Below are 21978 nucleotides of genomic sequence, written 5' to 3' on the forward strand. Positions count from 1 at the left end.
GGCGCCGGGTACTTACGCCATATCGAGGTTGCCATGAAGATTGGATTTGTCGGTCTGGGGGCCGTAGTGCAGACAGCCTATCTACCTGCACTCGCCGCACTGGCGGAAAATCCCGAGATATGGGGTTTTGATCCCGCCATCACCCTGCCCGGCGTCATGTCTGCCTCGACCCTGGAAGCCCTGCTGGCCGAACCCCTGGATCGGCTGGTGATCGCCACGCCTTCCCTGCTGCATCTGCCCGTGCTGGAACAGGCACTGGCCAGCGCCATTCCCCTCATCCTGGTGGAGAAACCCGTGGTGGCCACCCTGGCCCAGCACGATCGCCTGCGCGCCCTGCTGGCGGACCCCGAGGTCGCGGCCAGGGTGCTGGCGCTGGATCACTGGATGGCCCGCAATGCCGTCCAGCAGTTGCTGCTGAGCGGCAAACTGGATGAAGGCTGGCAGCCTCGGGAACCAGGCTGCGCCGGGATCGGGCTGGCCACCCTCGCCGATATCAGCGCGGTGGAGGGCTTTTTGCTGGAACCCTGCGGCCTGGACGAGGCGGGGCATCCCTATGCCCTCAACTTCGCCACCGGCGAGCCGGATCGGCGGCTGTTGCGCCACCCGGACGGTGTCATCCTCGACATCGGCACCCATCTGCTGGCGATGATCCGGGAACTGCTGGTGGCCCTGGGTGGGGACGACCGCCTGCACCTGATCGCGGAGGGCGTCTGCGACCGGCTGGGGCAGCCCATCCGGCGCGGGGATCTGGAGAGCGCCGAGGGGCGAGCCTGCCTGCGTGGCGAAGCGGCAGGGGTGCCCCTGACCCTCTGGCTCGACAAGTATGCCGGTCCCGGGGTGGAGAAGAAGGGGCTTTGCCTGCACTTCAAAGACGGGCGGCGCATCGAGCTGCTTCGCCGCGGCAACCTGGAGTGGTTGCACCATCACGACGTCGACGGGATGCGGGGCTGGCAACGTGAGGGGCCCCTCTATCGCCACTGTATCGCCCAGACCCTGCTGGCCCCCGTGCCTTTGGGAGGCTGGACCGGCACCACGGCGCGCCGTTTGCAGGAGGTTGCCCTGCTGCTTGAGTTGCAGCAAGGGCTGCGCGGCCCCCATTGACGTCGCTGTGCGCCATCCGGCATGAGGGCTGGTGGCTGGCACCGTCTTGCAGAACGGTCCGTTCTTGATTGCGGCACTCTCGGTTTTTGCCCGTTCTTGCAGAACCGCGCATGGTGAGGGGAAAGGATTGGCGTTGCCAGTCGTTCATGGCACCTTATACTCTCCAGTCCGATTATCAGGTCTGCCATTTCCATGAATATTGCCATTTTATCCCGTGAGCCTAACAACTACTCCACCCGCCGTCTGGTCGAGGTGGCCCGGGCCCGTGGGCATCAGGTCGAGGTGCTCGACACCCTGCGCTGCTACATGAACATCGCCTCCCACAGCCCCTCCATCCATTACGAAGGACGGGAGCTGGAGAGCTATGACGCAGTGATCCCGCGCATCGGTGCCAGCATCACCTTCTATGGCACCGCCGTGCTGCGCCAGTTCGAGATGATGAGCACCATGGCCCTCAACAGCTCGGTGGCCATCTCCCGCTCCCGGGACAAGCTGCGCGCCATGCAGTTGCTCTCCCGCCACGGCATCGGCCTGCCGGTGACCGGCTATGCCCACAGCACCCACGACGTACCGGATCTCATCACCATGGTGGGGGGCGCCCCCCTGGTGGTGAAGCTGCTGGAGGGCACCCAGGGGATTGGCGTGGTGCTGTGCGAGACCCAGAAGGCCGCCGAGAGCGTCATTGAGGCCTTTATCCAGACCAACAACAACATCCTGGTGCAGGAGTACATCCGCGAGGCCAACGGCGCCGATATCCGCTGCCTGGTGGTCAACGGCAAGGTGGTGGCCGCCATGCGCCGCCAGGCTCAGCCGGGGGAGTTTCGCTCCAACCTGCACCGGGGCGGCACCGCCGAAGCCATCAAGATCACGCCGGAAGAGCGTGCTACCGCCGTGCAGGCCGCCAAGATCATGGGGCTGGACGTGGCCGGGGTGGACATCCTGCGAAGCGCCCGCGGCCCGCTGGTGCTGGAGGTGAACTCCTCCCCCGGCCTGCAGGGGGTGGAAGCTGCCTCCGGCAAGGACGTGGCGGGCAAGATCATCGAGTTCCTCGAGCTCAAGGCGAGCCGCAAGCACAAGCCGGCGGAATGAGCCCCAAACGAGTGTCAGACAGGTAAACACAGGGCGCCCTCGGGCGCCTTGTTGCTATCTGGGGGGGGCTGGAAGGCAGCGGGCTTGCCGGGAAGTGTCTCCCTTCTCCCACTCTGTTGAACAGCCGGGAAGAAGGGCCGGGAATGAGGGGGTTATGCCGCCCCGGGGGCGCCGGGGATCATCACCAGCCGGGCGCTGAAGACCCCATCCACCAGGTGGGTCTCAATTTGCCAGCCCAGCTTCTCGCAGATGCGCTGGATGATGGTGAGGCCGCAGCCGTAGCCGAGGATCTGATCCGGTGCGGCGGCGGTGGGGTTGCTGATGGTGAGCACCTGCTCGTGCAGGGTGATCTCGATGTGCCCCTCGGCGTAGCTCAGGGCGTTTTTCAAGAGGTTGCCGAGGGCGATGGCGAGCAGGGAGAGGGGGGCCTGCACCTCGCTCTCCTCGTCCAGTTGCAGGCGAATGTCCAGCGTCTCCCGTTGCAGCAGGGGGGCGAGGCGGGTCAGCTCCCGGCGAATGAGCGGCGCCACCTGCTGGGGCGGGCGTTCCACGGCCTCCTTGCGTCCCAGCAGCAGGAAGGTTTCGGTGAGCAGGGCCATCTCGTCGGCGGCGGCGCGGATGCGGCTGACGGCGCGGGCTGCCGGGGCGGGCAGGTCATTCACCTTGCCGAGCAGGGCCGCGGATCCCTGGATCACCATGTTGGGGGTGCGCAGCTCGTGGCTGGCAAAGCGGCTGAACTCCTGTTCACGGGCAAACACGGCGGCTACCTCGTGCTTGCCCGCCAGCAGCGCCAGCTCTATCTCTCGCAGCTCCTGCCAGGGGGCATCGGGCACGAAGTCCCCCTGATCCGGGGTGAGGTGGGCGACCCGCTGGCGCAGCCGCTCCAGCGGCCTGGTGATGTGACGCACCAGCCAGATGCCGAAGGCGAGGCTCCCCAGCAGCAGGGCCAGGCCGATGAGGCGGGTCACCAGATGCAGCTTGGCTTCGTAAGGGTCCAGGTAGTCGTCCGCATCGTCGTTGAACACCAGATAGAGCAGCCCCTGACCCGAGGGGTGGGCGCGTACCAGGAAGTGCTTGTCCTCCCGGCCCAGCTGATGCTCGAAGAAGCCGGGGCTCTGGTAGGCCTTGAGCCAGGCGGGCAGGCGGCCCGCCTCTGTCCAGTAGCTGGAGAACTGGCGCGGGCTGGGCGCGGGGGCCGCCATTCCGAGGCGCAACCAGTCGTCGTCATAGCGGGTTGCCTCCGCCTCCAGCCAGTGGCGCAGGCTCAGCTCCTCCATCTTGTTCTCTGCCACCACCATCAGCAGGCTCAGGATCACCAGCAGCAGCAGACCGGCCCCTCCCAGCGCCAGCACCAGGCGCCGGCGCAGGCTCGGCAGACCGGAGGCAAGGGGCGGCGTCGGGTTCGTCATGGGGTCACCAGCCGGTAGCCCTGGCCGTGCAGGGTCTCCAGCATGGGGGTGGGGAAGGGCTTGTCGAGGACATTGCGCAGGGCATAGATGTGGCTGCGCAGGGCGTCGGAGTCGGGCTCCTCGTCGCCCCAGACGGTGTCGAGCACCTCCTGGCGCGTCACCAGCTGTGGCGCGCGCTTCACCAGCAGGGTGAGGATCTGGAACGGGATCTTGCCGAGTTTGAGCTCGACCCCGGCGCGGGTGGCGCGGCCGCTGGCGGGATCCACCGTCAGATCGCCAAAGCCGAGGACGCCCATGTCCCCTCTGGGGCCACGCAGGCTGAGGGCCTCCAGGCGCACCTCCAGCTCCTCCATGGCGAACGGCTTGACCAGATAGTCGTCGCCCCCCGCCCGAAAGCCTGCCAGCTTGTCCTCCAGGCTGTCACGGGCGGTGAGAAAGAGCACCGGGGTCGCGATGCCGTCCGCACGCAGCCGCTCCACGGTACGCAGGCCGTCGAGGCGCGGCATCATGACGTCCATGATGATGACGTCGAAGCGCTCCTGGGCCAGCAGTTGTAGCGCGGCCTGGCCATGATAGGCGCAATCCACCTTGTGCCCGGCCAGCGCCAGATAGTCCATGATGGTCTCCGCCACCTGGGGACTGTCTTCCACCACCAGTATTTTCATGCTCTGATCTCCTGGTCTGTGCCGCTATTTCACGGCCATTTCACACCGGATGGGTCATCCTGTGTGCCAGTGTAACCCCGAGGATCCCCGATGAAGAAGTCTCTCTGCGCCTTCTGGTTATTGATTCTATTGCCTTTTGGTCTGGTGCAGGCGGCCGAGTTCAAGCTCACGGGCCGCACCACTTGGCAGCTTGGCCAGTTGATGGTCAACGGCATTCCCTTCGTGATCGATGAGCGCACCCGCTTCAAGGATGGCCTGGATGAGGACGATCTCGGCGGGACCTGGGTCGATCTGGAAGGGGTCGTGCAGGAGACGGCGGCAGGGGCGCGGCGGCTCGTTCGCGAGGTGGAGGCGCTGGAAGAGGAGGACGAGATGGAACTGGAAGGGCCGGTGGAAGGGGGACGGATCTGGGGCTATGTCACCTCGGATGGGAGCCTCTCCCCGTTCGAGGGACGCTGGCTGGAGCTGGAGTGCAAGTTTGACGGCATGCGCCTGAGCCAGTGCCGGGAGGATGACTGACCGGTCAGGGCGGACCGGGAAAAATTGCCCGTCCGGGGCCATAGTTAAACCTCACCCCGTGACCCCGGACCGCCTGCCATGACCCGAACCGCACTCTGCCTGCTGCTGTTGCCCTTCTGCACCCTTGCCGACGACGCCGAGCTCTGGCTGGTGGAGCTGGAGCACAACGACGGGGTGCGCCTGCAATTCCAGGGGGCTGAGCTGGAGCTCGGCAGTGCCGAACTGCACGGCGTGGCGCAGCCGGACGGACTCGTGCCCGGCATGCACCTCGCGATCCAGAGCCGCTACGGCGTCGCCGAGACGATCCGGGTGCTCGACGGGGCGCCGGATCCGGCGCTCGGGGCCAGCTGGCGGCGGGCGGAGGATCGACTGCTCACCCATAATCAGCAGGCATTGCTGCTACAGGAACTCGGCATGCTGGTGTTTGATGCTGACACTCGCTGGATCAACGGCAGCGCTGCCGATTTGCAACCGGGTCGCCGCCTGGTGCTGAGCCGGGATGAAGAGGGCCGCCTCACCGATATCCTCATTCCTGACCCCGAGGATCCCCTCGACGCCGAAGAGTGAGACCTCTCTCCCTTTCCCCTTGTTAATGGCTTGTACTTTAAATTTCCCCACTTATACTGGCGCACATCTTGTCGGAGTGCTGACCGTCGAACGACGCTAAGCTGAGACCGTTAATTCGGGATCCGTGGAACCTGATCAGGTTAAGACCTGCGAAGGGAAACAAGGGTAACTTGCGGGTTACCGCGCCGGGGAAGGCACACCTTCCCGCCAACTGGAGGCAGACCGCCTCTGGCTGGCACAGGCGCACAGGGGGAGGTTGTCCCGCCGGGCCGTTAGGCCTGCGGATCTGCCACACAGGGCAGAGGGACGGCAGAGCAGGGAAGATCCATGCCCGGCTCACTCCCCCGAGCACACCCCGCCGCAAGTTCATCTTCTCCTCGAACTCCAGACAAGCAAACACCCATAACTTCAACCAGTTAATGTGAGTTTTGCTATGTCTACCAATGTATCTGATACCACCAAATCCAGCCGCCGCGAGCAGCGCTCCAGCGCCCAGACCTTTATCGACAACTTGAAAGGGATGGCTCACCCCAACTCCCGCCGCATCTTTATCGAAGGCTCCCGCGCCGATATCCGGGTGCCTCTGCGGGAGATCCAGCTGGCCGACACCTTCGTCGGCGGCACCAAGGAAGCTCCCCAGTTCGAGCCCAACGAGCCGGTGCCGGTTTACGATACCTCGGGCCCCTATGGGGAAGAGGCCGCCCCCATCGACGTGCGCCGCGGTCTGCCGCGCCTGCGCGAAGCCTGGGTGCTGGAGCGTGCTGACACCGACGCGCTGGACGGGCTGAGCTCCACCTTCACTCAGGAGCGGCTGGCGGACGAGGGGCTGGATCACCTGCGCTTCGAACATCTGCACTCTTCGCAACATAAGGCCCGCCGCGCCAAGCCGGGCCGCCGGGTCACCCAGCTCCACTACGCCCGTGCTGGCATCGTCACTCCCGAGATGGAATTTATCGCCCTGCGCGAGAACATGGGCCGCGAGCGGGTGCGCTCCGAGCTCTTGCGCACCCAGCATCCGGGTCAGGGCTTTGGCGCCAGACTGCCCCAGAACATCACCCCCGAGTTCGTGCGCGATGAGGTGGCCGCCGGTCGCGCCATCATCCCCAGCAACATCAACCACCCGGAAGCGGAGCCCATGATCATCGGCCGCAACTTCCTGGTGAAGATCAACGCCAACATCGGCAACTCGGCGGTCACCTCCAGCATCGAAGAGGAAGTGGAGAAGCTGGTGTGGTCCACCCGCTGGGGCGCCGACACCGTGATGGATCTCTCCACCGGCCGCTACATCCACGAGACCCGCGAGTGGATCCTGCGCAACAGCCCGGTGCCCATCGGTACCGTGCCCATCTATCAGGCGCTGGAGAAGACCAACGGCATCGCCGAAGACCTCACCTGGGAGCTGTTCCGCGACACCCTGCTGGAGCAGGCCGAGCAGGGGGTGGACTACTTCACCATCCACGCCGGCGTCTTGCTGCGCTTCGTGCCGATGACCGCCAAGCGCCTCACCGGCATCGTGTCGCGCGGTGGCAGCATCATGGCCAAGTGGTGCCTGTCGCACCACAAGGAGAACTTCCTCTACGAGCACTTCCGCGAGATCTGCGAGATCTGCGCCGCCTACGACGTGAGCTTGTCGCTGGGTGACGGTCTGCGTCCGGGCTCCGTCTATGACGCCAACGACGAGGCCCAGTTCGCCGAGCTGCGCACCCTGGGCGAGCTCACCAAGATTGCGTGGGAGTACGACGTGCAGGTGATGATCGAGGGCCCCGGCCACGTACCCATGCACATGATCGAGCGCAACATGACCGAGCAGCTGGAGCACTGCCACGAGGCGCCCTTCTATACCCTGGGCCCGCTCACCACCGACATTGCCCCAGGGTACGATCACTTCACCTCCGGCATCGGCGCCGCGCTCATCGGCTGGTACGGCTGCGCCATGCTCTGCTACGTGACCCCCAAGGAGCACCTGGGCCTGCCCAACAAGGAGGACGTGAAGCAGGGGCTGATTACCTACAAGATCGCCGCCCACGCCGCCGATCTGGCCAAAGGCCACCCGGGCGCCCAGATCCGCGACAACGCCATGTCCAAGGCGCGCTTCGAGTTCCGCTGGGAGGATCAGTTCAACCTGGCCCTGGATCCCGACACCGCCCGCGCCTACCACGACGAGACCCTGCCTCAGGAGTCCGGCAAAGTGGCACATTTCTGCTCCATGTGCGGGCCCAAGTTCTGCTCCATGAAGATCACCCAGGACGTGCGCGACTACGCCGCCAAGCTGGAAGCCGTAGAGATAAAGCTGGTCGGCATGGACGGTCAGCAGGAGCGGGTGGTGGCCGAGGTGGAGAGCGGCATGGCCCGCATGGCTGAAACCTTCAAGGAGACCGGCGGCGAGATCTACCATCAGGCGGCGACCCTGAAGCAGGCCGCAGGGGAGGAGGCGTGAGCAGCGAGCGCGGGGCTGTCAGCCCCGCCGACCTGTCCGCCGTGACGCAGGCCCGCCCCGTGGTCTGGACCATCGCCGGGTCCGACTCCGGCGGCGGGGCCGGCATTCAGGCCGACTTGCACACGATGCATGACCTCGGCGTGCACGGCTGCTCCGTCATCTCCGCCATCACGGCCCAGAACTCGGTGGCGGTGAAGATGGTCGACCCCGTGCTGATGCAGACCTTCGCCGCCCAGATCGATGCCCTGGGGCTGGATCTGCCACCCGCCGCCATCAAGATCGGCCTGCTGCCGACCCGGCTGCATGTGGAGGTGCTGGCACGCAGGTTGTCGACCGTCGAGGCTCCCTTCGTGGTCTACGACCCGGTGGCCATCGCCAGCACCGGCACCCCCATGGCGGAGCCCGGCATGCTGGTGGCGGTGCGCGAGCACCTGCTGCCGCGCCTCTCCTTGATCACCCCCAATGGTCCCGAGCTGGAAGCCCTGACCGGCCTGCCCGCCACCAGTCCCGAGCTGGTGCGCCTCGCCGCCCGGCGGCTGCGCGAACTCGGCGCTCGCGCCGTGCTGGTCAAGGGGGGCCACCTTGAATGGGGCGGGGATCTTTGCCTCGACTACTACCAGGATGAGACCCGCGAATTCTGGCTCGCCACGCCGCGCCTCGATACCCGCCACGGTCACGGCACCGGTTGCGCTTACGCCAGCGCCATCGCCGCCGTGGTGGCGCAGGACTATCCGGTGGAGGACGCCATCACCCTGGCGCGCGCCTACCTGCAACAGGGCTTGGCGGCGGCGCAAGGGGTGGGCGCAGGCCCGGGGCCCATCGCCCATCTCGGCTGGCCTGCCGATCTTGCCCACTTCCCCCGTGCCGTGCTGGCGGGCTCACCGCTCGATCGCCGCTTTGGATTGTATGAAGCGAGCAGCGCCCGTCTGCCGCAGGGCCCCTTTGCGCCGACCGAACACAACCTCGGCCTCTATCCGGTGGTGGACTCGGTCAAGTGGCTCAAACGCCTGCTGGGGGCCGGGGTCAAGACCATCCAGCTGCGGATCAAGAATCTGCCCGCCACAGAGGTGGCGCCGGCCATTCGTGATGCGGTAGCGCTCGGTCGCCGCCATGGAGCGCGGCTCTTTATCAACGACTACTGGCAGCAGGCCATCGAGGCGGGCGCCTGGGGCGTGCATCTGGGGCAGGAGGATATGGAGACCGCCGATCTCGCCGCCATTCAGGCGGCGGGGCTGCGCCTTGGCATCTCCACCCACGGCTACTTCGAGCTGATGCGGGCCCGCGAGCTTGCCCCCTCCTATATCGCGCTGGGCCATATCTTCCCGACCAACACCAAGGCGATGCCTTCGCGCCCCCAGGGGCTGGCGCGGCTGCACCACTACCGCGCCCTGATGGCGCAGTGGCCCACGGTGGCCATCGGTGGCATCAGCGAGGAGCGGGTGGCGGCGGTCAAGGCAAGCGGGGTCGGCAGCATTGCGCTGGTCTCGGCCATCACGGCGAGCGATGACTGGCAGGGCGCGACCGAGCGGCTGCTCGCTGCCGTGGGGGCGGGGGATGAACCGCGCTCGGCCTGCGTGATACGGGAGGCAGAACATGCGCTCTGATGCCGCTTCTCTTAGTGACAAAGAGTACCTGCGATACGGCCGCCAGCTGATGCTGGCGGAAATTGGGGAAGCCGGTCAGGCACGGCTCAAGGATAAATCCGTGCTGATCGTGGGCCTCGGCGGGCTCGGCTCGCCGCTCGCCCTCTATCTCGCCGGGGCCGGGGTGGGCACCTTGTGGCTGGCCGATGGCGATACGGTGGATTCCAGCAACCTGCCGCGCCAGATCCTGTTCGATAGCGAGGCGGTCAACCACTCCAAGGCGGAGCTGGCCCGCGAGCGATTGGCGGCCCACAACCCGCTGGTGGAGCTGATTGCCATCAACCAGCGGCTCGATGCCGCCAGTCTGCCGGAGTTTGTGGCCGAGGTAGATCTGGTGATCGACTGCTGCGACAACCTCGCCACCCGCCAGGCCATCAACGCCGCCTGCGTGGCTCAGGGCAAGCCCTGGATCTGTGCCGCCGCAGTGGGCTGGCAGGGGCAGCTGATGGTGCGCACCAGCAGCGATCACGCCTGCTACGCCTGCCTCTATCCGCTGGATACCGAGATCAGGGAAAGCTGCGAGACCAGCGGCGTCACCGGCCCGCTGGTGGGGGTGATGGGCTCTTTGCAGGCGCTGGAGGCACTGAAACTGCTGCTCGGGATGCCGAGCCCGGTGGCGGGCACATTGCGCCGGTTCGATGCGTTGACCCATCAGTGGCAGACCCTCACGCTGGCTCCCGACCCCGATTGCCCGGTCTGCGGCAGCACCCACCCGGCCCTGGAGAATTAACCATGAAGATCCGATTGAACGATATCGAGCTGACGCTGCCCACCGGCCAGCGCCTGACTGAGCTGCTGGCGGTGCAGGAGATTCCCCCTCAGGGGGTAGCAGTGGCCCTCAACGGCGCCGTGCTGCCCCGTGGCCGCTGGGCCGAGACCCGTCTTAATGACGGGGACGAACTCCACCTCTTCACCGCCATCGCGGGAGGCTGATCCATGATGCTCGCAGTCCCATCTTCGCGTGCTCTGCCTTGCGGCGGCACTTCATCTCTTCTTATCGCAGTGGCCGGAGGCTGACATGCTCAAAATTGCCGATCACACCTTCTCTTCGCGCCTCTTCACCGGCACCGGCAAGTTTGCCCGCCCGGAACTGATGGCCGCCGCCATCGAGGCAAGTGGCTCCCAGCTGGTCACCATGGCCATCAAGCGGCTCGAACCGGGCAAGGCCCACGACGATATCCTCACGCCCCTTCGGCAACTCGGGGTCAAGCTGCTGCCCAACACCTCGGGGGCCAAGACCGCCGCCGAGGCGGTATTTGCCGCCCACCTCGCCCGCGAGGCGCTGGGGACGAACTGGCTCAAGCTCGAGATCCACCCCGATCCCCGCTACCTGCTGCCAGACCCCATCGAGACGCTCAAAGCCGCCGAGCAGCTGGTGAAAGAGGGCTTTGTGGTGCTGCCCTACTGCGGTGCCGACCCCGTGCTCTGCAAACGGCTCGAAGAGGTGGGTTGCGCCGCCGTGATGCCGCTCGGCGCCCCCATCGGCTCCAATCAGGGGCTGGTGACCCGGGAGTTTCTCTCCATCATCATCGAGCAGGCCAATGTGCCCGTGGTGGTGGATGCGGGGATCGGTGCACCGAGCCATGCGGCGGCCGCCTTTGAGCTGGGGGCCGATGCCGTGCTGGTCAACACCGCAATTGCGGTGAGCGGCGACCCGATCGCCATGGGCCGCGCCTTTGCGCTGGCCTGCACTGCCGGGCGCAGCGCCTATGAAGCCGGTCTCGGCGCCCGCGCCCTGCAGGCGCAAGCCTCCAGCCCGCTTACCGATTTTCTGGGGGCGTTATGAGTCAGCATGCCAATGACCCCACCCCGACCCTCCCCTTGCCAGGGGAGGGAGTGTCGACTTCGCCCTCTTGTGAAGTAGGAGATCGGGGGGGCGGATTAACACCTCCCCCTTGTGAAGGGGGAGGCCGGGAGGGGGTTGAGAGAAAGTCGGAGAGTTTTCTCGATAGATGGCAGGAGCTGGAGTGGGACGATATCGGCATGCAGATCCGCGCCAAGACCGCCGCCGATGTAGAGCGGGCGCTGACTACCTCCCGCCGCACCCTGAGCGATTTTATGGCGCTGATCTCCCCGGCCGCCGAGGCGTATTTGCCGCAGATGGCAGCCGAGGCCGAGCGCCTGACCCGCCAGCGCTTTGGCAACACCATCGGCTTCTATGTGCCTCTCTATCTGTCGAACCTGTGCGCCAACGACTGCACCTACTGCGGCTTCTCCATGAGCAATCGCCTCAAGCGCAAGACCTTGAATAGCGAGGAGATTGAGCGCGAGTGTCTGGCCATCAAGGCGCGCGGTTTTGACAGCGTGCTGCTGGTGACCGGCGAGCACGAACACAAGGTGGGGCTCGCCTATTTTCGCGAAGTGATGCCCATCATCCGCCGTCACTTCAGCACGGTGGGGATGGAGGTGCAGCCCCTCTCGCAGGATGAATACGCCGAGCTCAAGACCCTCGGCCTCGATTCGGTCATGGTCTATCAGGAGACCTACCACGCTCCCACCTACGCCCGCCACCACCTGCGCGGCAACAAGCGGGACATCGCATGGCGCCTCGCCACGCCGGATCGGCTGGGCCGCGCCGGGATCGATAAAATCGGGCTGGGGGCGCTCATCGGCCTCTCCTCGGACTGGCGTGCCGACAGCTACTTTGTCGCCGAGCACCTCGCCTGGCTTGAGCGCCACCACTGGCAGAGCCGCTATTCACTTTCGTTCCCGCGTCTGCGCCCCTGTACCGGCGGGTTGGAGCCTGCCGTGGTCATGTCGGATCGCCAACTGGCCCAGCTTATCTGCGCCTGGCGTCTCTTCTCGCCGACCCTGGACTTGTCCCTCTCCACCCGCGAGTCCGCCACCTTTCGCAACGGCGCGGTGCGTCTTGGCATCACCCAGATGTCGGCCGAGTCGCGCACCCAGCCGGGTGGCTATGCCGAGGGGGATAAAGAGGAGCTGGAGCAGTTCGCCATCCACGACGACCGCCCGGTGGGGGAAGTGGCCGCCGCCGTGCGACAGGCGGGGTTGCAGCCGGTGTTCAAGGATTGGGAGCCCTTCCTGGGCCGATAGGGGTGGCCACGCCCCTCTTTGTCGGTGGCATCCGGCATGGTTGGGCGGTGTTCGGCCACACACCTTGCTGGTGGCGACGCTTTAGCTCCCTCCCCTGCGAAGGGGAGGGCTGGGGAGGGGTCTTGATGCGATATTTCATTGCCATCGTAGGGTCGATTAGCCGTTAGGCGTAATCGTCCGTTCCGAGGTATGGCGTTGGCGGCAGGAGCCGTTGTGTGGTGGCACGGCTTCGCCGTGCTGGACGCGAGGCCGCTGGCCTCGAAGGGGTTTCGCCCGCCCTTCGGGCTTGGGCGAGTAACTTTTCTTTGCGTGGCCAAAGAAAAGTCACCAATCGAGCGGCCACCCCCGCCAATCCGACCGCTGCGCGGTTTCCCTCGGGTCAGGGGCAAGGTCGGACGGACCGCCGCAGACGGCACATCCCTGTGCCGGCTGCGTCTGCGCCATCATCCCTGATGGCGCTCCTGACCTTGCCCCTTCCCCTCGGCGGATTGGAGGGGGAACCAAGGCCGTGCCCGCCATAACTTCAGAGGAATCATAGGGTGCAATTCACTTCGTTAATTGAATCCAATGGTAGCTATAGTTACGGAGCTATTTTTCTTGTGACATATCATTAATATATTGTTCGTATATAGATTAAAGTGATTTATCCAATCCTAAGGAAAAATGTTTAGAGCAAACTTCAAGTGCTTGAAAGATACATTGAAAGGCAATGCTAAAACTAGAGTTTAAAATATGGTTAGGTGCGTCATTTCGTATGTTCAACCTCATATCTGGAGTAAACGTCACCATATGTGAAAATGAGTTAGGACCACTATGAACCCAATCGGACAAGCCGGAATATAATATTGAATATAGTTCTTTTGCTTCAACATCATTTGCCATGCTGTGAATGTCATTTCCTTTTTTCCAGTTTTTATGAATCTTATCACCTCTGCCAGTTAGGTATTTTTCTCTGATGGCTGTATATGCATTGTTAATGAGAAGCTGTTCTTCTGCTGGAATGATTCTACCTTTACGCAGAAGTTCATCTAATTTCATCCAGTCTTCTACAAATATATATTCACGCCACATAGAAGCTCGTTGAGTTGGACTATGTGCTACCCATAGCATCTGTATGAGTGTTTCAATCATGGATCGAGCAATCAGCTGTACGTCTGGTGAAGGTGACAATTTGCGTATAGAACTCATGTGTAGATCTAGTTTATACATGTAGCAAATGAGGAAAAAACTAAAGTTATCATCAGATTTCAACGTAAATGGACTTGAGTTATACATATCTTGTAGCCTGGCACAATAATCATCAATGGTTATATACTTCACTTGAATTCCCTCACTAAAATATAAAGCTACATAATGTTAGAGTTACGTTATTTCGACGTCGTATAAATCTAATTTAGCAATGCATATCGACTAATAGTTAATCTCATTGTTCGTTTTCTTCAGTTTCATAATGTCTCCGTCGGAAATACGCTGCAAATTTCGGCTGATTTGCTCTATAGGCCAATCCCACAAGGAGAGGGTTTTGGGCGGGTGATGGTGTTGTCGTCAAAGCGGTTGTGGATCACCTTGACGAGGTTGCCACCGACGATGGCGCGGTTTCCGACTTTCACATAGGGCATGATTGAGAGTGTCATTTCCGATCCCAAGATTTTTCCGCCAACCTCTTTCTCAATGCTGGAACGGATTATCTGATGGTATTGGGATCTCAGCACTTCATCTTCCTCAGAAAATAACTGACATGCCCCGGCGGCATATCGGGCAGCTGGCCAAAGACCTCGTAACCCTGCTTCTGGTAGAAGGGGAGGGCCTGAAAACTGGTGGTTTCCAAGTGGTAGTTGGTGATGCACTTGCTTTGGGCGTACTGCTCCATGGCGCCGAGCAGGCGGCCGCCCCAGCCATCGCGGCGGATGCGTTCGTCGATCCAGAGCCAGTCGACGTGCAGCCAGCCCCACTTGATGTCGGCGATGATGCCGCCGTGTACCTTGCCCTCTTCATCCTTGATAAAGCTGGCGATCCGCTCGCGCAGATGGGTGCCGGCGTGATCCTTGTTGTAGCCCGAGAGACCAATGCGCAGCGCTTCGATCTCATCGTCCTGAGGCGGTTGGGGTGGGGTGAGTTGCATGGTGCTTCCTGTTTGATGATGGCTGGGGGATGGCTTCCTGCACGGCTATCTGCCCGCGGCTGTTCAGTGTCACCTGCGGGCTGACCTGTTCCACCGGGCAGACAAGAAGGCGGATATCCCAACATGACAGTCCTGGGTATGAAGGTGATTGATTGGTCAGGACTTTTCGGCGGCAATCCGCTTAAGCCCCATACCAAGACTGGCAGGCGCCGTGAGCGAGAAACCGAATTGTTGATAGAGTCGGTACGCCTCCCCATCTGCCAGCAAGCTGACATAGCCTGACTCCGGTACCTCGCGGGCGATATAGTCCGCGATCTCCGTCATGATCTTCTTGCCTACCCCTTGACCCTGATATTCAGGCAGCACAGCAATATCAACCACTTGATAAAATGTCCCGCCATCTCCGATGATGCGGCCCATGCCGATGGCGGTCTGGCCGCAAAACACCTGGACGGCAAACAGCGTATTGGGCAGACCACGCTCTGCGGCTTCAAGCGTCTTTGGGCTGAGCCCGGCTGCGGTTCGAAGATAGCGATAGGTTTCGACGGGCGGTGTTGAGTGGACGACAGTGAAAGCGGGTGTGGTCATGTTGATAACTCCAGTGGGACCTGATTGTTTTAACTTCCCATGTAACGCACTGATCTGGTGATGGTTCCGTGCTCTCCAGGGCTGTAGGGTGAGGTTCTCCTGATGCCTCTAGGTGGGCAGCCATCACCCCGCCCTCTCCAACTCCGTAATCTCCCCGCCGCCGATCAAGTTCAAATTCCGGCTGATCCGCTCCACCGGCCAGTCCCACCAGGCGAGGGCGCCCAAACGGGCGATGGTGTCGTCGTCGAAGCGATAGCGGATCACCTTGGCGGGGTTGCCGCCGACCACGGCGTAGTCGGGCACGTCCGTGGTGACCACTGAGCGGGCGGCGATGATGGCGCCGTTGCCGACTTTGACCCCTGGCATGATCAGGGCGTCATAGCCTATCCAGACATCGTTGCCGATGACGGTATCGCCCTTGTAGGGGAGGCTGCCCGGGGCAGGGGCGGCGCTCTCCCAGCCGTTGCCGAAGATAAAGAAGGGGTAGGTGGAGAAGCCGGAGGTCTGGTGGTTGGCGCCGTTCATGATGAACTTCACCCCGCGGGCGATGGCGCAGAACTTGCCGATGATGAGCTTGTCGCCGATGAAGGGGAAGTGGTAGAGGACGTTGCGCTCGAAGCCCGCCGCATCCTCCGGGTCGTCGTAATAGGTGTAGTCACCCACCTCGATATTGGTTCCCTTGATGGTGTTCTTGATAAAGCACACCTGGGGGAAGCCGTTCATGGGGTGGGGGTTGGCGGGATCGGGTCCGTGCATGGGGGCGCCTCTGGAATCGGGTCTCTGGCTACCCTAACGGAATCGGGTGGAGCCTTGCCACCCTTTTGTGCCCTCCGCTTCGCCAGTCTCTGTCGCCCCCTGCCCATGTGCGCATCGACCCGGGGCGGGTTTGTCTCTAGCATGGAGGGGCGGCGGAGTCTGGCTCCGTCAAGATGGATGATGGACGAAGTGCGCCTTGCACACTTCTGGCGGAGAGAAAAGATGAAGCTGCGTTCCTTGTTGATGGTGGGTGCCCTGTTGCTGGGCGGGTGTGCGGTCAATCCCTATGGGGGGACGCCTGCGCCGGTCGGCGAGCCGGACAAGCCGGTGACCAAACCAGAGAAACCCGTGGCCGAGCCTGACAAGGCCGAGTCGGTGCCTGCTCCCAAACCCGTGGCACCGACGGGGCTGGCGGTTGCCCTGGCCGATGACTTCCTGAAGGCCGCCGATGTGCAGGCACTGGCGGGCAGCAGCCCGGTACTGCTGCTGATGGCGCCCCAGAACGGCACAGGTGAGCCCTTCAGCACCCAGCCCCTGGCGGTGGCCATGATCCAGCGCATTCAGGCCAATAGCGGCTTTCGCTTCGCAGACCCGGGCCAGGTGGCGGCCATCACGGGTCAGCTCGAATACCAGCAGGGGGGCATGAACCCCGCCTCCCTGGTGCGCCTGGGTCGCCAGACCGGGGCGGGTTACATGCTCTACGGGGATCTCCTCTCTGAAGGGGGCCGCTACCGGCTCGCCATGAGCCTGATGGATCTCAAGAGCGGCGAACTGCTCTGGAACGCCAGTCGATCCGCTGCCCGCTGATGCCGGCTCGCCGGATCCCTCTTGACCGGGATCCGGCCCTGCCCCCTTGTCCGGGGGCGGGAATACCCCTGTGGCGCCCCTGACGTCACAGGGGTTGGCATGTCGCACTGCCTGAAGGCAAAAAAACCTTCCTGACTGTCTGACAACCCTGGTTCTGACAGCATCCCCGATTGCTACCATTCACTTTGCCGGAGGCTTGTCCGGTGAGCACGTCACCGACCGCATCCTTCCCGCCCGGCAGGCAGCTTTCTGCCCCTGTGCGATACTCCATGAGTCTTGTATAACAGGAGTACAGGGACCCACTCCCACGGATAGCAAGGAGCTCGGATGGCGCTCTCAGTGGCACAACTCTACGAAGTGATGGCCCAGTTGCCGGATCCCGTTTTCATCCTCAGCGAAGATGGCTACTACATCGAGTACATCGGCGGGATGGAGCAGCAGTCCTACCAGAACGGCAACCCGCTGATCGGCAGACAACTGCTGGACGTGCTGCCCGAGGACAAGGCGCAGTGGGTGATGGCGCAGGTGGCTCAGGCCCTCGCCAGCGGCCAGGTGCAGGTGGTGGAGTATGACCTCTCCCCCGCCGAGGTGGACGGCATCGACGCCGACGCCGGGCCCCAGGGAATGCAGCGTTTCGAGGGCAAGATAGCGCCCTTGCCCTCTTTATATGAGGGGAAGCGGGCGGTGGCCTGGATGACACGCAGCATCACCCGCCAGCACGAGCTGCAACAGCGGCTCAAGCGGCTCGGGGAGACGGATCAGCTCACCGGCCTCTACAACCGCCACTTCTTCTTCGACCAGTATCACCACAGGGTGCAGGGGCAGCATCTCACCGGCCTCATCATGCTGGATCTCGATCACTTCAAGCAGATCAACGATCGCTTCGGCCACCAGACCGGTGACAAGGTCCTGTGCCGGGTCTGCGAGTGCGTCTCCGCCCAGTTGCGGGGGGAGGATCTCTTCGTGCGCAGCGGTGGCGAGGAGTTTCTGATCCTGCTGCCGCAGATCGACGAGGGGATATTGCTGAAGGTGGCGGAGCGGATCCGCGCCGCAGTGGCGGCCATGGCGCCGGATCCCGCCCCCGTGACCGTGAGTCTGGGCACCACCCTGATCCGGCCGGGAGAGGATCTTGGCACCGTGCTGGCCCGGGCGGACGAGTGGCTCTATCGGGCCAAGCGGGGCGGGCGCAACCGGGTGGCCCACGATGGGGCGCCCTGAGGGGCGCAGTGAACAGGAAAGAGGGCGACCCGGGGTCGCCCTCTTTCATTTGGCCGGGCCAGATCAGCCGAACAGGGTCGAGATATTCTGCCCCGCCATCAGCAGGCCGATGGCCAGGGCGCTGAACCAGACCAGGGTGGCGGCGACCAGAGCATAGCCGAGGGCGACGAAGAGACCGTCCCGCTGCAACATGCCGATGGCCAGCAGCAGGATGGCCCAGGCGGGCATGGCGTTGGTGAAGGGAATGGCGCCCAGCGGCAGCATCAGCAGCAGGGCGGCCAGCATGATGAGCAGGCCGTTGCAGCGGTTGATGGTCACGCTGCCGGTCAGGATGAGCAGGCGCGGGCGGATGAAGCGGTCGATGCGGGCCAGCAGATCCGCCCCCTTGTGCAGGGTCGGCTTGAGGTGCTCGGCGGCGAAGCGGCGCTCCATCAGGAAGGCGGGCAGCCAGGGCACCCGGTTGAGGGTGATGCCGATGCCGATGAAGAGGATCAGCAGGCCAAAGGGGGTGCTGACGCCGGGAATGGAGACCGGCAGCAGGAAGGGAACCGTGAGCAGCACGCAAAACAGCAGCATGCCCTGCTCGCCCACCAGGGCCAGCATCTGGCGCAGGCTGATGTGGCTCTCCTCGATGGCGTGGGCGGTGGCCCTCAGGGTATCGGAGAGCGTGCTTTGGGGGTCGTTGAGTTGCGCGGCAACCATTCCTGAGATCCTCGTCTGTTGATGCCACCGCTGTGGCGCCGCCAGCTTACGGGGACGAGGTTAATCCCGGATGAATAACCCCGGGGAGCACAGATTTTTCCATCGGGAGCGGGGCAACGGGGCTGGTACAGCCCCCGTCCAGTGTGGGAGACGGGCGCTCTGATATGCTTTGCGCAGGTCTTTTCACCAAAGGATGAGCACATGAGAGGAGCGATGGGGATGGTGCCGGGGCTGCTGCTGCCCCTGGCGGGCTGGGCAGCCGAGCCCCCGGCGACGGGCTGGCAGCTGACTCCCTTTGCGGGATACAGCTCGGCCATCGACTTTCGGGCCATGGACGAGCCGGCCCCCACGCCGCACGGGAGCGACATCGACACCCTGCAAGGGGAGCACTCCGGCAGCTGGGGGCTCTTCATTAGCAGGGAGGTGGATGACCCCGGCATGGTGGAGCTGCTCTACAGCCACCAGTCGACCCGGGTGTCCCCCGAACTGCCCGACAGGCTGACGGTGGACACCCTGCAGTTTGCCGGGGCCCTGACTCTCTCGGACAACCTGATGGCCCCCTATATCGGTGCCGGGATAGGGGTCACCCGCTTCGATGCCTACGACAGCGAGACGGCCCCTTCCATGTCCCTGGCCCTTGGGGTGCAGCCGCGCCTGACCGAACATCTGGCCGTGCGGGCCGAGGTGCGCGGTTATGGTGCCCTGGTCAACGACGACAGCCAGTTTCTCTGCAACCCCGAGATCTGCGCCTTTCGGGTGAGGGGGGAGCTGATCACCCAGTGGCAGGCCAATATCGGCTTGACCCTGAGGTTCTGAGCCTCATGATGGGACTCCTTTGACCAGACAAGGCGATACGACTCCGTGCCATCCCTGCCCCGTGAACTGCCCGTACTGCTGACGCCAAGGGGGCGACTGCGCCCCTTCGATGGGCGGGATGCTGCCGATCTCTTCGCCATCTACGGGGATCCCCTGGTGATGCGCTTCGTCGGGGAGCCGCCGTTTCCCTCCCTTGCCACCGTGTCGCAGATGCTGGCTAGCGTCGAGCGGTTGCTGGCTGGCGGCGAGTCGCTGGAGTGGGGGCTGGTGTTACGCGGCAGCGGCCGCCTGGTGGGCGCCTGCGGCTTGCACAGCTTTGCGGCCGGCGCCAGCCTGCGCCAGGCGGAGGTGGGCTGCATGCTGGCCCGCAGCCACTGGGGACAAGGTCTGATGGGGGAGGCGCTGAGCGCCCTGATCGCCTATGCCCGCCAGCTTGGCATCATCACCCTGCTTGCGGATATCGAACCGAACAATCTGCCCAGCCAGCGGCTATTTGAGCGGCTGGGCTTCATCTGGCAGCAGGATACCAGCTACCGGTTACTGCTGGGCGAGGGGATCACACCAGACCGCGCGTGACGCGGCTGAGGGGCTCGTTGACGTCGAACACCTTGTACTGCACCGCGCTGGCGCCTATGGCGAGCACCCGCTGCTCGTGCATGGTGGCGTAGGCGAGGGCGCTCCCCTCATCCTCGAACAGATAGATACCGCCCGCCTCGCCGGTGCGCGGGTTCTCGGTCCAGATCTTGGAGATGAAGCCCGGCTCCCGGGTGATGGAGTCGGCCAGCGGCATGGCCGCAGCAGTGAGGGTCGGTCCCATCATCTCGGCGGGGAAGTTGAAATGGATCTGCAGCAGGCTGGGCATGATAAACCTCTCGTGGGCGTTGATTGACGGAATCCGCATCATAGGAAGCCGGCATCTTGGCTGCAAGAAGGCACATTTTCGTGGCATAGTTACCGCAAAGTAACCACTCGCGAGCCATACCGTGCCCTCACTGCCCTGTCCCGCCTATCAGGTATTGCGCCTGCTGACCGGCAAATGGAAGCCGGCCATTCTGTTTCATCTGCGCGAACAGACCCTGCGCTTTGGCGACTTGCGCCGCTGCCTGCCCGAGGTGAGCCAGAAGGTGCTCACCGCCCAGCTCAAAGAGCTGGAGAGCGACGGTGTCATCATTCGCACCCTCTACCCCGACGTACCGCCCAGGGTGGAGTACAGCCTGAGCCCGCTTGGCGTCGCCCTGATCCCCCTGCTCCAGCAGATGCACGATTTTGCGCTGAACCACGTTGATCTGCTGGCTGGTCAGGGTCCTGTTTCTAGCGAGCCCGCAGCAACCAGCGGCTGAGGGCGGTGGCCGCCAGCAGTCGGTAGCCGAGCAGAGTGAGCGCCAGCAGCGCGGGTACCTTGAGGAGTTCCCACCACACCTGTTTGCCCTGGGGGCCGAAGATCATCAGCCACACCACCAGCATCATGTGCAGACAGTAGAGGCCGAGCACCTTGGGGGCCTGGCGCTCCAGCCAGCTGCCTTTGCCCCATGCGGGGTTGGCCAGCAGCAGGCCGAACAGCCCCAGCGCCCAGGGGAGCGAACCCAGCAGGAAATCATGACGAGCGAGGGGGACGGCGGCAACGCGCAGCAGACCTGCGGCCTCCAGGGCGTAGAGCCCCATCCCCGCCATCATCATCAGGGCGCAGCGCCTGGCGTCCGGCTGCCAGGCACGCAGGCGCAGCTCGGCGCCGAGAGCTACGAACAGCAAGGAGAAGAAGGGGCCGTTGCGGGTCAGCAGGGCCCACTCGCCCCCCGGCAGCAGCGGGCCATAGGAGCCACCGATCAGGGCCAGGGCGTAGAGCAGGGCCCCCAGCAGCAGGGCCAGCCTCGGCAGGCGGGCCTGCTGGCAGAGCCCCAGGATCAGCACCGCCACCATCAGGGCGGGCAGGAACCAGAGGTGGATCATGCCGCCCACCCACCAGACGTTGAGATGATCCCCGAGCTGCATCTGCCACTGGCCTGCCATGGCGGGCAGGTAGCCCTCGCTCACCGCCGCGAGCGGGTTGAAGGGTATCAGCACGTAGAGCAGGCTCCACGCCAGCCAGAGTCCCAGCAGGGGTCGGCAGTAGCGCAGTGCGACGGTCAGCGGGTGGCCCGCGGCGAGGGCGGGTTGCAAGAAGTAACCGGCGCACAGGAAGAACAGCGGTACCGCGAAGCGGCAGAGCTGGTTGATGACGGCCCCGACCAGAGGGTAGGGCGTGCCGTCCCACAGGGCGGGGTCGAAGGGGTTGCTGAAAGGGGAGAGATGGATGGTCATCACGGCCAGGATGGCCACCACTCGCCCGCATTCGATGCTGGAGATGCGCATGATTCCTCGTGGCGTTCGGGAGCTGGGCGCACCCTATCAGCCGCAGGTGCTCCCTATCCAGCCGCCTGGTCGCCAACTGTGACCCCCATCGGAGGCCGGTTACCCTTTGTTACCCGAGGTGCGGGCAAGGTTACCG

24 protein-coding genes and 1 riboswitch are annotated in these 21978 nt (G+C 64.0%); of the genes, 15 read left to right on the plus strand and 9 right to left on the minus strand.

Annotated features, from left to right (window positions below; genetic code table 11):
* The first annotated feature begins 33 nt into the window (after positions 1-33).
* Positions 34-1101 carry a Gfo/Idh/MocA family oxidoreductase gene (locus AB5Y47_RS11155; RefSeq protein WP_368220241.1) on the plus strand — a complete coding sequence of 356 codons (1068 nt, stop codon included), beginning with the start codon at positions 34-36 and terminating at the stop codon, positions 1099-1101.
* Positions 1102-1293: 192 nt separating this feature from the next.
* Positions 1294-2190 (plus strand): 30S ribosomal protein S6--L-glutamate ligase, encoded by an 897-nt coding sequence (gene rimK, locus AB5Y47_RS11160; protein WP_010672657.1) that lies wholly within the window; start codon positions 1294-1296, stop codon positions 2188-2190.
* A gap of 152 nt (positions 2191-2342) precedes the next feature.
* Here rimK and AB5Y47_RS11165 read toward each other — a convergent pair whose 3' ends face one another.
* Together AB5Y47_RS11165 and AB5Y47_RS11170 are read right to left on the minus strand one after the other, a co-directional pair.
* Positions 2343-3599, minus strand: a complete 1257-nt coding sequence (locus tag AB5Y47_RS11165; protein WP_368220242.1) for a sensor histidine kinase — start codon at positions 3597-3599, stop codon at positions 2343-2345.
* Complete coding sequence (locus AB5Y47_RS11170; RefSeq protein ID WP_041212228.1) at positions 3596-4264, minus strand: response regulator transcription factor; 669 nt, start codon at positions 4262-4264, stop codon at positions 3596-3598. The genes AB5Y47_RS11165 and AB5Y47_RS11170 overlap by 4 nt, the downstream gene beginning before the upstream one ends.
* 90 nt (positions 4265-4354) lie before the next feature.
* On the opposite strand from AB5Y47_RS11170, the gene AB5Y47_RS11175 reads away from it, so the two are divergent.
* The 8 genes from AB5Y47_RS11175 to thiH all read left to right on the plus strand — a co-directional run bounded on the left by AB5Y47_RS11175 (position 4355) and on the right by thiH (position 12484).
* Positions 4355-4783 carry a hypothetical protein gene (locus AB5Y47_RS11175; protein ID WP_029313554.1) on the plus strand — a complete coding sequence of 143 codons (429 nt, stop codon included), beginning with the start codon at positions 4355-4357 and terminating at the stop codon, positions 4781-4783.
* 78 nt (positions 4784-4861) lie between these two features.
* Positions 4862-5350, plus strand: a complete 489-nt coding sequence (locus tag AB5Y47_RS11180) for a hypothetical protein (RefSeq protein WP_124245173.1) — start codon at positions 4862-4864, stop codon at positions 5348-5350.
* Positions 5351-5412: 62 nt separating this feature from the next.
* A riboswitch (TPP riboswitch) is annotated at positions 5413-5526 on the plus strand.
* Between the two features lie 257 nt (positions 5527-5783).
* Positions 5784-7787 (plus strand): phosphomethylpyrimidine synthase ThiC, encoded by a 2004-nt coding sequence (thiC, locus tag AB5Y47_RS11185; RefSeq protein WP_368220243.1) that lies wholly within the window; start codon positions 5784-5786, stop codon positions 7785-7787.
* A complete protein-coding gene (gene thiE / locus AB5Y47_RS11190; protein ID WP_368220244.1) occupies positions 7784-9391 on the plus strand; it encodes a thiamine phosphate synthase in 1608 nt (535 codons plus the stop codon). Before thiC ends, thiE begins: the two co-directional genes overlap by 4 nt.
* The gene (locus tag AB5Y47_RS11195; protein WP_182976136.1) at positions 9381-10160 is read left to right on the plus strand and encodes a HesA/MoeB/ThiF family protein; all 780 of its coding nucleotides are present in this window, start codon (positions 9381-9383) and stop codon (positions 10158-10160) included. Before thiE ends, AB5Y47_RS11195 begins: the two co-directional genes overlap by 11 nt.
* A gap of 2 nt (positions 10161-10162) precedes the next feature.
* Positions 10163-10363, plus strand: coding sequence for a sulfur carrier protein ThiS (gene thiS, locus AB5Y47_RS11200; RefSeq protein WP_039040452.1), 201 nt, complete (start codon positions 10163-10165; stop codon positions 10361-10363).
* Between the two features lie 85 nt (positions 10364-10448).
* Positions 10449-11216 (plus strand): thiazole synthase, encoded by a 768-nt coding sequence (locus AB5Y47_RS11205; protein WP_223953042.1) that lies wholly within the window; start codon positions 10449-10451, stop codon positions 11214-11216.
* On the plus strand, positions 11213-12484 hold the full coding sequence (gene thiH, locus AB5Y47_RS11210) for a 2-iminoacetate synthase ThiH (protein ID WP_324037270.1): 1272 nt from the start codon (positions 11213-11215) through the stop codon (positions 12482-12484). Before AB5Y47_RS11205 ends, thiH begins: the two co-directional genes overlap by 4 nt.
* A gap of 633 nt (positions 12485-13117) precedes the next feature.
* Here thiH and AB5Y47_RS11215 read toward each other — a convergent pair.
* The 4 genes from AB5Y47_RS11215 to AB5Y47_RS11230 all read right to left on the minus strand — a co-directional run bounded on the left by AB5Y47_RS11215 (position 13118) and on the right by AB5Y47_RS11230 (position 15950).
* Positions 13118-13759: a DUF5677 domain-containing protein gene (locus tag AB5Y47_RS11215; RefSeq protein WP_368220252.1), complete on the minus strand. Its 642-nt coding sequence runs from the start codon at positions 13757-13759 to the stop codon at positions 13118-13120.
* Positions 13760-14189: 430 nt separating this feature from the next.
* Positions 14190-14606: a GNAT family N-acetyltransferase gene (locus tag AB5Y47_RS11220; protein WP_368220245.1), complete on the minus strand. Its 417-nt coding sequence runs from the start codon at positions 14604-14606 to the stop codon at positions 14190-14192.
* 156 nt (positions 14607-14762) lie between these two features.
* The gene (locus tag AB5Y47_RS11225; protein ID WP_041997343.1) at positions 14763-15194 is read right to left on the minus strand and encodes a GNAT family N-acetyltransferase; all 432 of its coding nucleotides are present in this window, start codon (positions 15192-15194) and stop codon (positions 14763-14765) included.
* Between the two features lie 123 nt (positions 15195-15317).
* Positions 15318-15950, minus strand: coding sequence for a Vat family streptogramin A O-acetyltransferase (locus AB5Y47_RS11230; RefSeq protein WP_368220246.1), 633 nt, complete (start codon positions 15948-15950; stop codon positions 15318-15320).
* A 222-nt stretch (positions 15951-16172) separates the two neighbouring features.
* Between AB5Y47_RS11230 and AB5Y47_RS11235 the strand changes: the two genes are divergently transcribed.
* A complete protein-coding gene (locus tag AB5Y47_RS11235; protein ID WP_223953995.1) occupies positions 16173-16757 on the plus strand; it encodes a penicillin-binding protein activator LpoB in 585 nt (194 codons plus the stop codon).
* Positions 16758-17084: 327 nt separating this feature from the next.
* Positions 17085-17975 carry a sensor domain-containing diguanylate cyclase gene (locus AB5Y47_RS11240; RefSeq protein ID WP_042015352.1) on the plus strand — a complete coding sequence of 297 codons (891 nt, stop codon included), beginning with the start codon at positions 17085-17087 and terminating at the stop codon, positions 17973-17975.
* Between the two features lie 63 nt (positions 17976-18038).
* Here the strand turns inward: AB5Y47_RS11240 and AB5Y47_RS11245 are convergent, their stop codons facing one another.
* Entirely contained in the window at positions 18039-18677 is a 639-nt protein-coding gene (locus tag AB5Y47_RS11245) for an exopolysaccharide biosynthesis protein (RefSeq protein ID WP_010672675.1), read from the minus strand.
* Between the two features lie 201 nt (positions 18678-18878).
* On the opposite strand from AB5Y47_RS11245, the gene AB5Y47_RS11250 reads away from it, so the two are divergent.
* Both AB5Y47_RS11250 and AB5Y47_RS11255 read left to right on the plus strand, forming a co-directional pair.
* Entirely contained in the window at positions 18879-19493 is a 615-nt protein-coding gene (locus AB5Y47_RS11250) for an outer membrane beta-barrel protein (protein ID WP_029313562.1), read from the plus strand.
* A 45-nt stretch (positions 19494-19538) separates the two neighbouring features.
* Positions 19539-20069: a GNAT family N-acetyltransferase gene (locus tag AB5Y47_RS11255; protein WP_368220247.1), complete on the plus strand. Its 531-nt coding sequence runs from the start codon at positions 19539-19541 to the stop codon at positions 20067-20069.
* Here AB5Y47_RS11255 and AB5Y47_RS11260 read toward each other — a convergent pair.
* The gene (locus AB5Y47_RS11260) at positions 20050-20355 is read right to left on the minus strand and encodes a monooxygenase (protein ID WP_049637326.1); all 306 of its coding nucleotides are present in this window, start codon (positions 20353-20355) and stop codon (positions 20050-20052) included. The genes AB5Y47_RS11255 and AB5Y47_RS11260 overlap by 20 nt on opposite strands.
* Before the next feature lie 121 nt (positions 20356-20476).
* Here AB5Y47_RS11260 and AB5Y47_RS11265 point away from each other — a divergent pair, with 121 nt between their 5' ends.
* Positions 20477-20833 carry a helix-turn-helix domain-containing protein gene (locus AB5Y47_RS11265; RefSeq protein ID WP_042015355.1) on the plus strand — a complete coding sequence of 119 codons (357 nt, stop codon included), beginning with the start codon at positions 20477-20479 and terminating at the stop codon, positions 20831-20833.
* On the opposite strand, the gene AB5Y47_RS11270 is transcribed toward AB5Y47_RS11265, so the two are convergent.
* Complete coding sequence (locus AB5Y47_RS11270; RefSeq protein WP_049637275.1) at positions 20805-21842, minus strand: acyltransferase; 1038 nt, start codon at positions 21840-21842, stop codon at positions 20805-20807. The genes AB5Y47_RS11265 and AB5Y47_RS11270 overlap by 29 nt on opposite strands.
* Positions 21843-21978: the final 136 nt, after the last annotated feature.

The sequence above is a fragment of the Aeromonas sp. R7-2 genome, from assembly GCF_040908105.1.
Taxonomy (GTDB): Bacteria; Pseudomonadota; Gammaproteobacteria; order Enterobacterales; family Aeromonadaceae; genus Aeromonas; species Aeromonas caviae.

Coding starts and splice junctions, on each gene's coding strand:
- AB5Y47_RS11155 (WP_368220241.1), top strand. CDS start 34: ATGAAGATTGGATTTGTCGGTCTGGGGGCCGTAGTGCAGACAGCCTAT.
- rimK (WP_010672657.1), top strand. CDS start 1,294: ATGAATATTGCCATTTTATCCCGTGAGCCTAACAACTACTCCACCCGC.
- AB5Y47_RS11165 (WP_368220242.1), bottom strand. CDS start 3,599: ATGACGAACCCGACGCCGCCCCTTGCCTCCGGTCTGCCGAGCCTGCGC.
- AB5Y47_RS11170 (WP_041212228.1), bottom strand. CDS start 4,264: ATGAAAATACTGGTGGTGGAAGACAGTCCCCAGGTGGCGGAGACCATC.
- AB5Y47_RS11175 (WP_029313554.1), top strand. CDS start 4,355: ATGAAGAAGTCTCTCTGCGCCTTCTGGTTATTGATTCTATTGCCTTTT.
- AB5Y47_RS11180 (WP_124245173.1), top strand. CDS start 4,862: ATGACCCGAACCGCACTCTGCCTGCTGCTGTTGCCCTTCTGCACCCTT.
- thiC (WP_368220243.1), top strand. CDS start 5,784: ATGTCTACCAATGTATCTGATACCACCAAATCCAGCCGCCGCGAGCAG.
- AB5Y47_RS11195 (WP_182976136.1), top strand. CDS start 9,381: ATGCGCTCTGATGCCGCTTCTCTTAGTGACAAAGAGTACCTGCGATAC.
- thiS (WP_039040452.1), top strand. CDS start 10,163: ATGAAGATCCGATTGAACGATATCGAGCTGACGCTGCCCACCGGCCAG.
- AB5Y47_RS11205 (WP_223953042.1), top strand. CDS start 10,449: ATGCTCAAAATTGCCGATCACACCTTCTCTTCGCGCCTCTTCACCGGC.
- thiH (WP_324037270.1), top strand. CDS start 11,213: ATGAGTCAGCATGCCAATGACCCCACCCCGACCCTCCCCTTGCCAGGG.
- AB5Y47_RS11215 (WP_368220252.1), bottom strand. CDS start 13,759: ATGTATAACTCAAGTCCATTTACGTTGAAATCTGATGATAACTTTAGT.
- AB5Y47_RS11220 (WP_368220245.1), bottom strand. CDS start 14,606: ATGCAACTCACCCCACCCCAACCGCCTCAGGACGATGAGATCGAAGCG.
- AB5Y47_RS11225 (WP_041997343.1), bottom strand. CDS start 15,194: ATGACCACACCCGCTTTCACTGTCGTCCACTCAACACCGCCCGTCGAA.
- AB5Y47_RS11230 (WP_368220246.1), bottom strand. CDS start 15,950: ATGCACGGACCCGATCCCGCCAACCCCCACCCCATGAACGGCTTCCCC.
- AB5Y47_RS11235 (WP_223953995.1), top strand. CDS start 16,173: ATGAAGCTGCGTTCCTTGTTGATGGTGGGTGCCCTGTTGCTGGGCGGG.
- AB5Y47_RS11240 (WP_042015352.1), top strand. CDS start 17,085: ATGGCGCTCTCAGTGGCACAACTCTACGAAGTGATGGCCCAGTTGCCG.
- AB5Y47_RS11245 (WP_010672675.1), bottom strand. CDS start 18,677: ATGGTTGCCGCGCAACTCAACGACCCCCAAAGCACGCTCTCCGATACC.
- AB5Y47_RS11250 (WP_029313562.1), top strand. CDS start 18,879: ATGAGAGGAGCGATGGGGATGGTGCCGGGGCTGCTGCTGCCCCTGGCG.
- AB5Y47_RS11260 (WP_049637326.1), bottom strand. CDS start 20,355: ATGCCCAGCCTGCTGCAGATCCATTTCAACTTCCCCGCCGAGATGATG.
- AB5Y47_RS11270 (WP_049637275.1), bottom strand. CDS start 21,842: ATGCGCATCTCCAGCATCGAATGCGGGCGAGTGGTGGCCATCCTGGCC.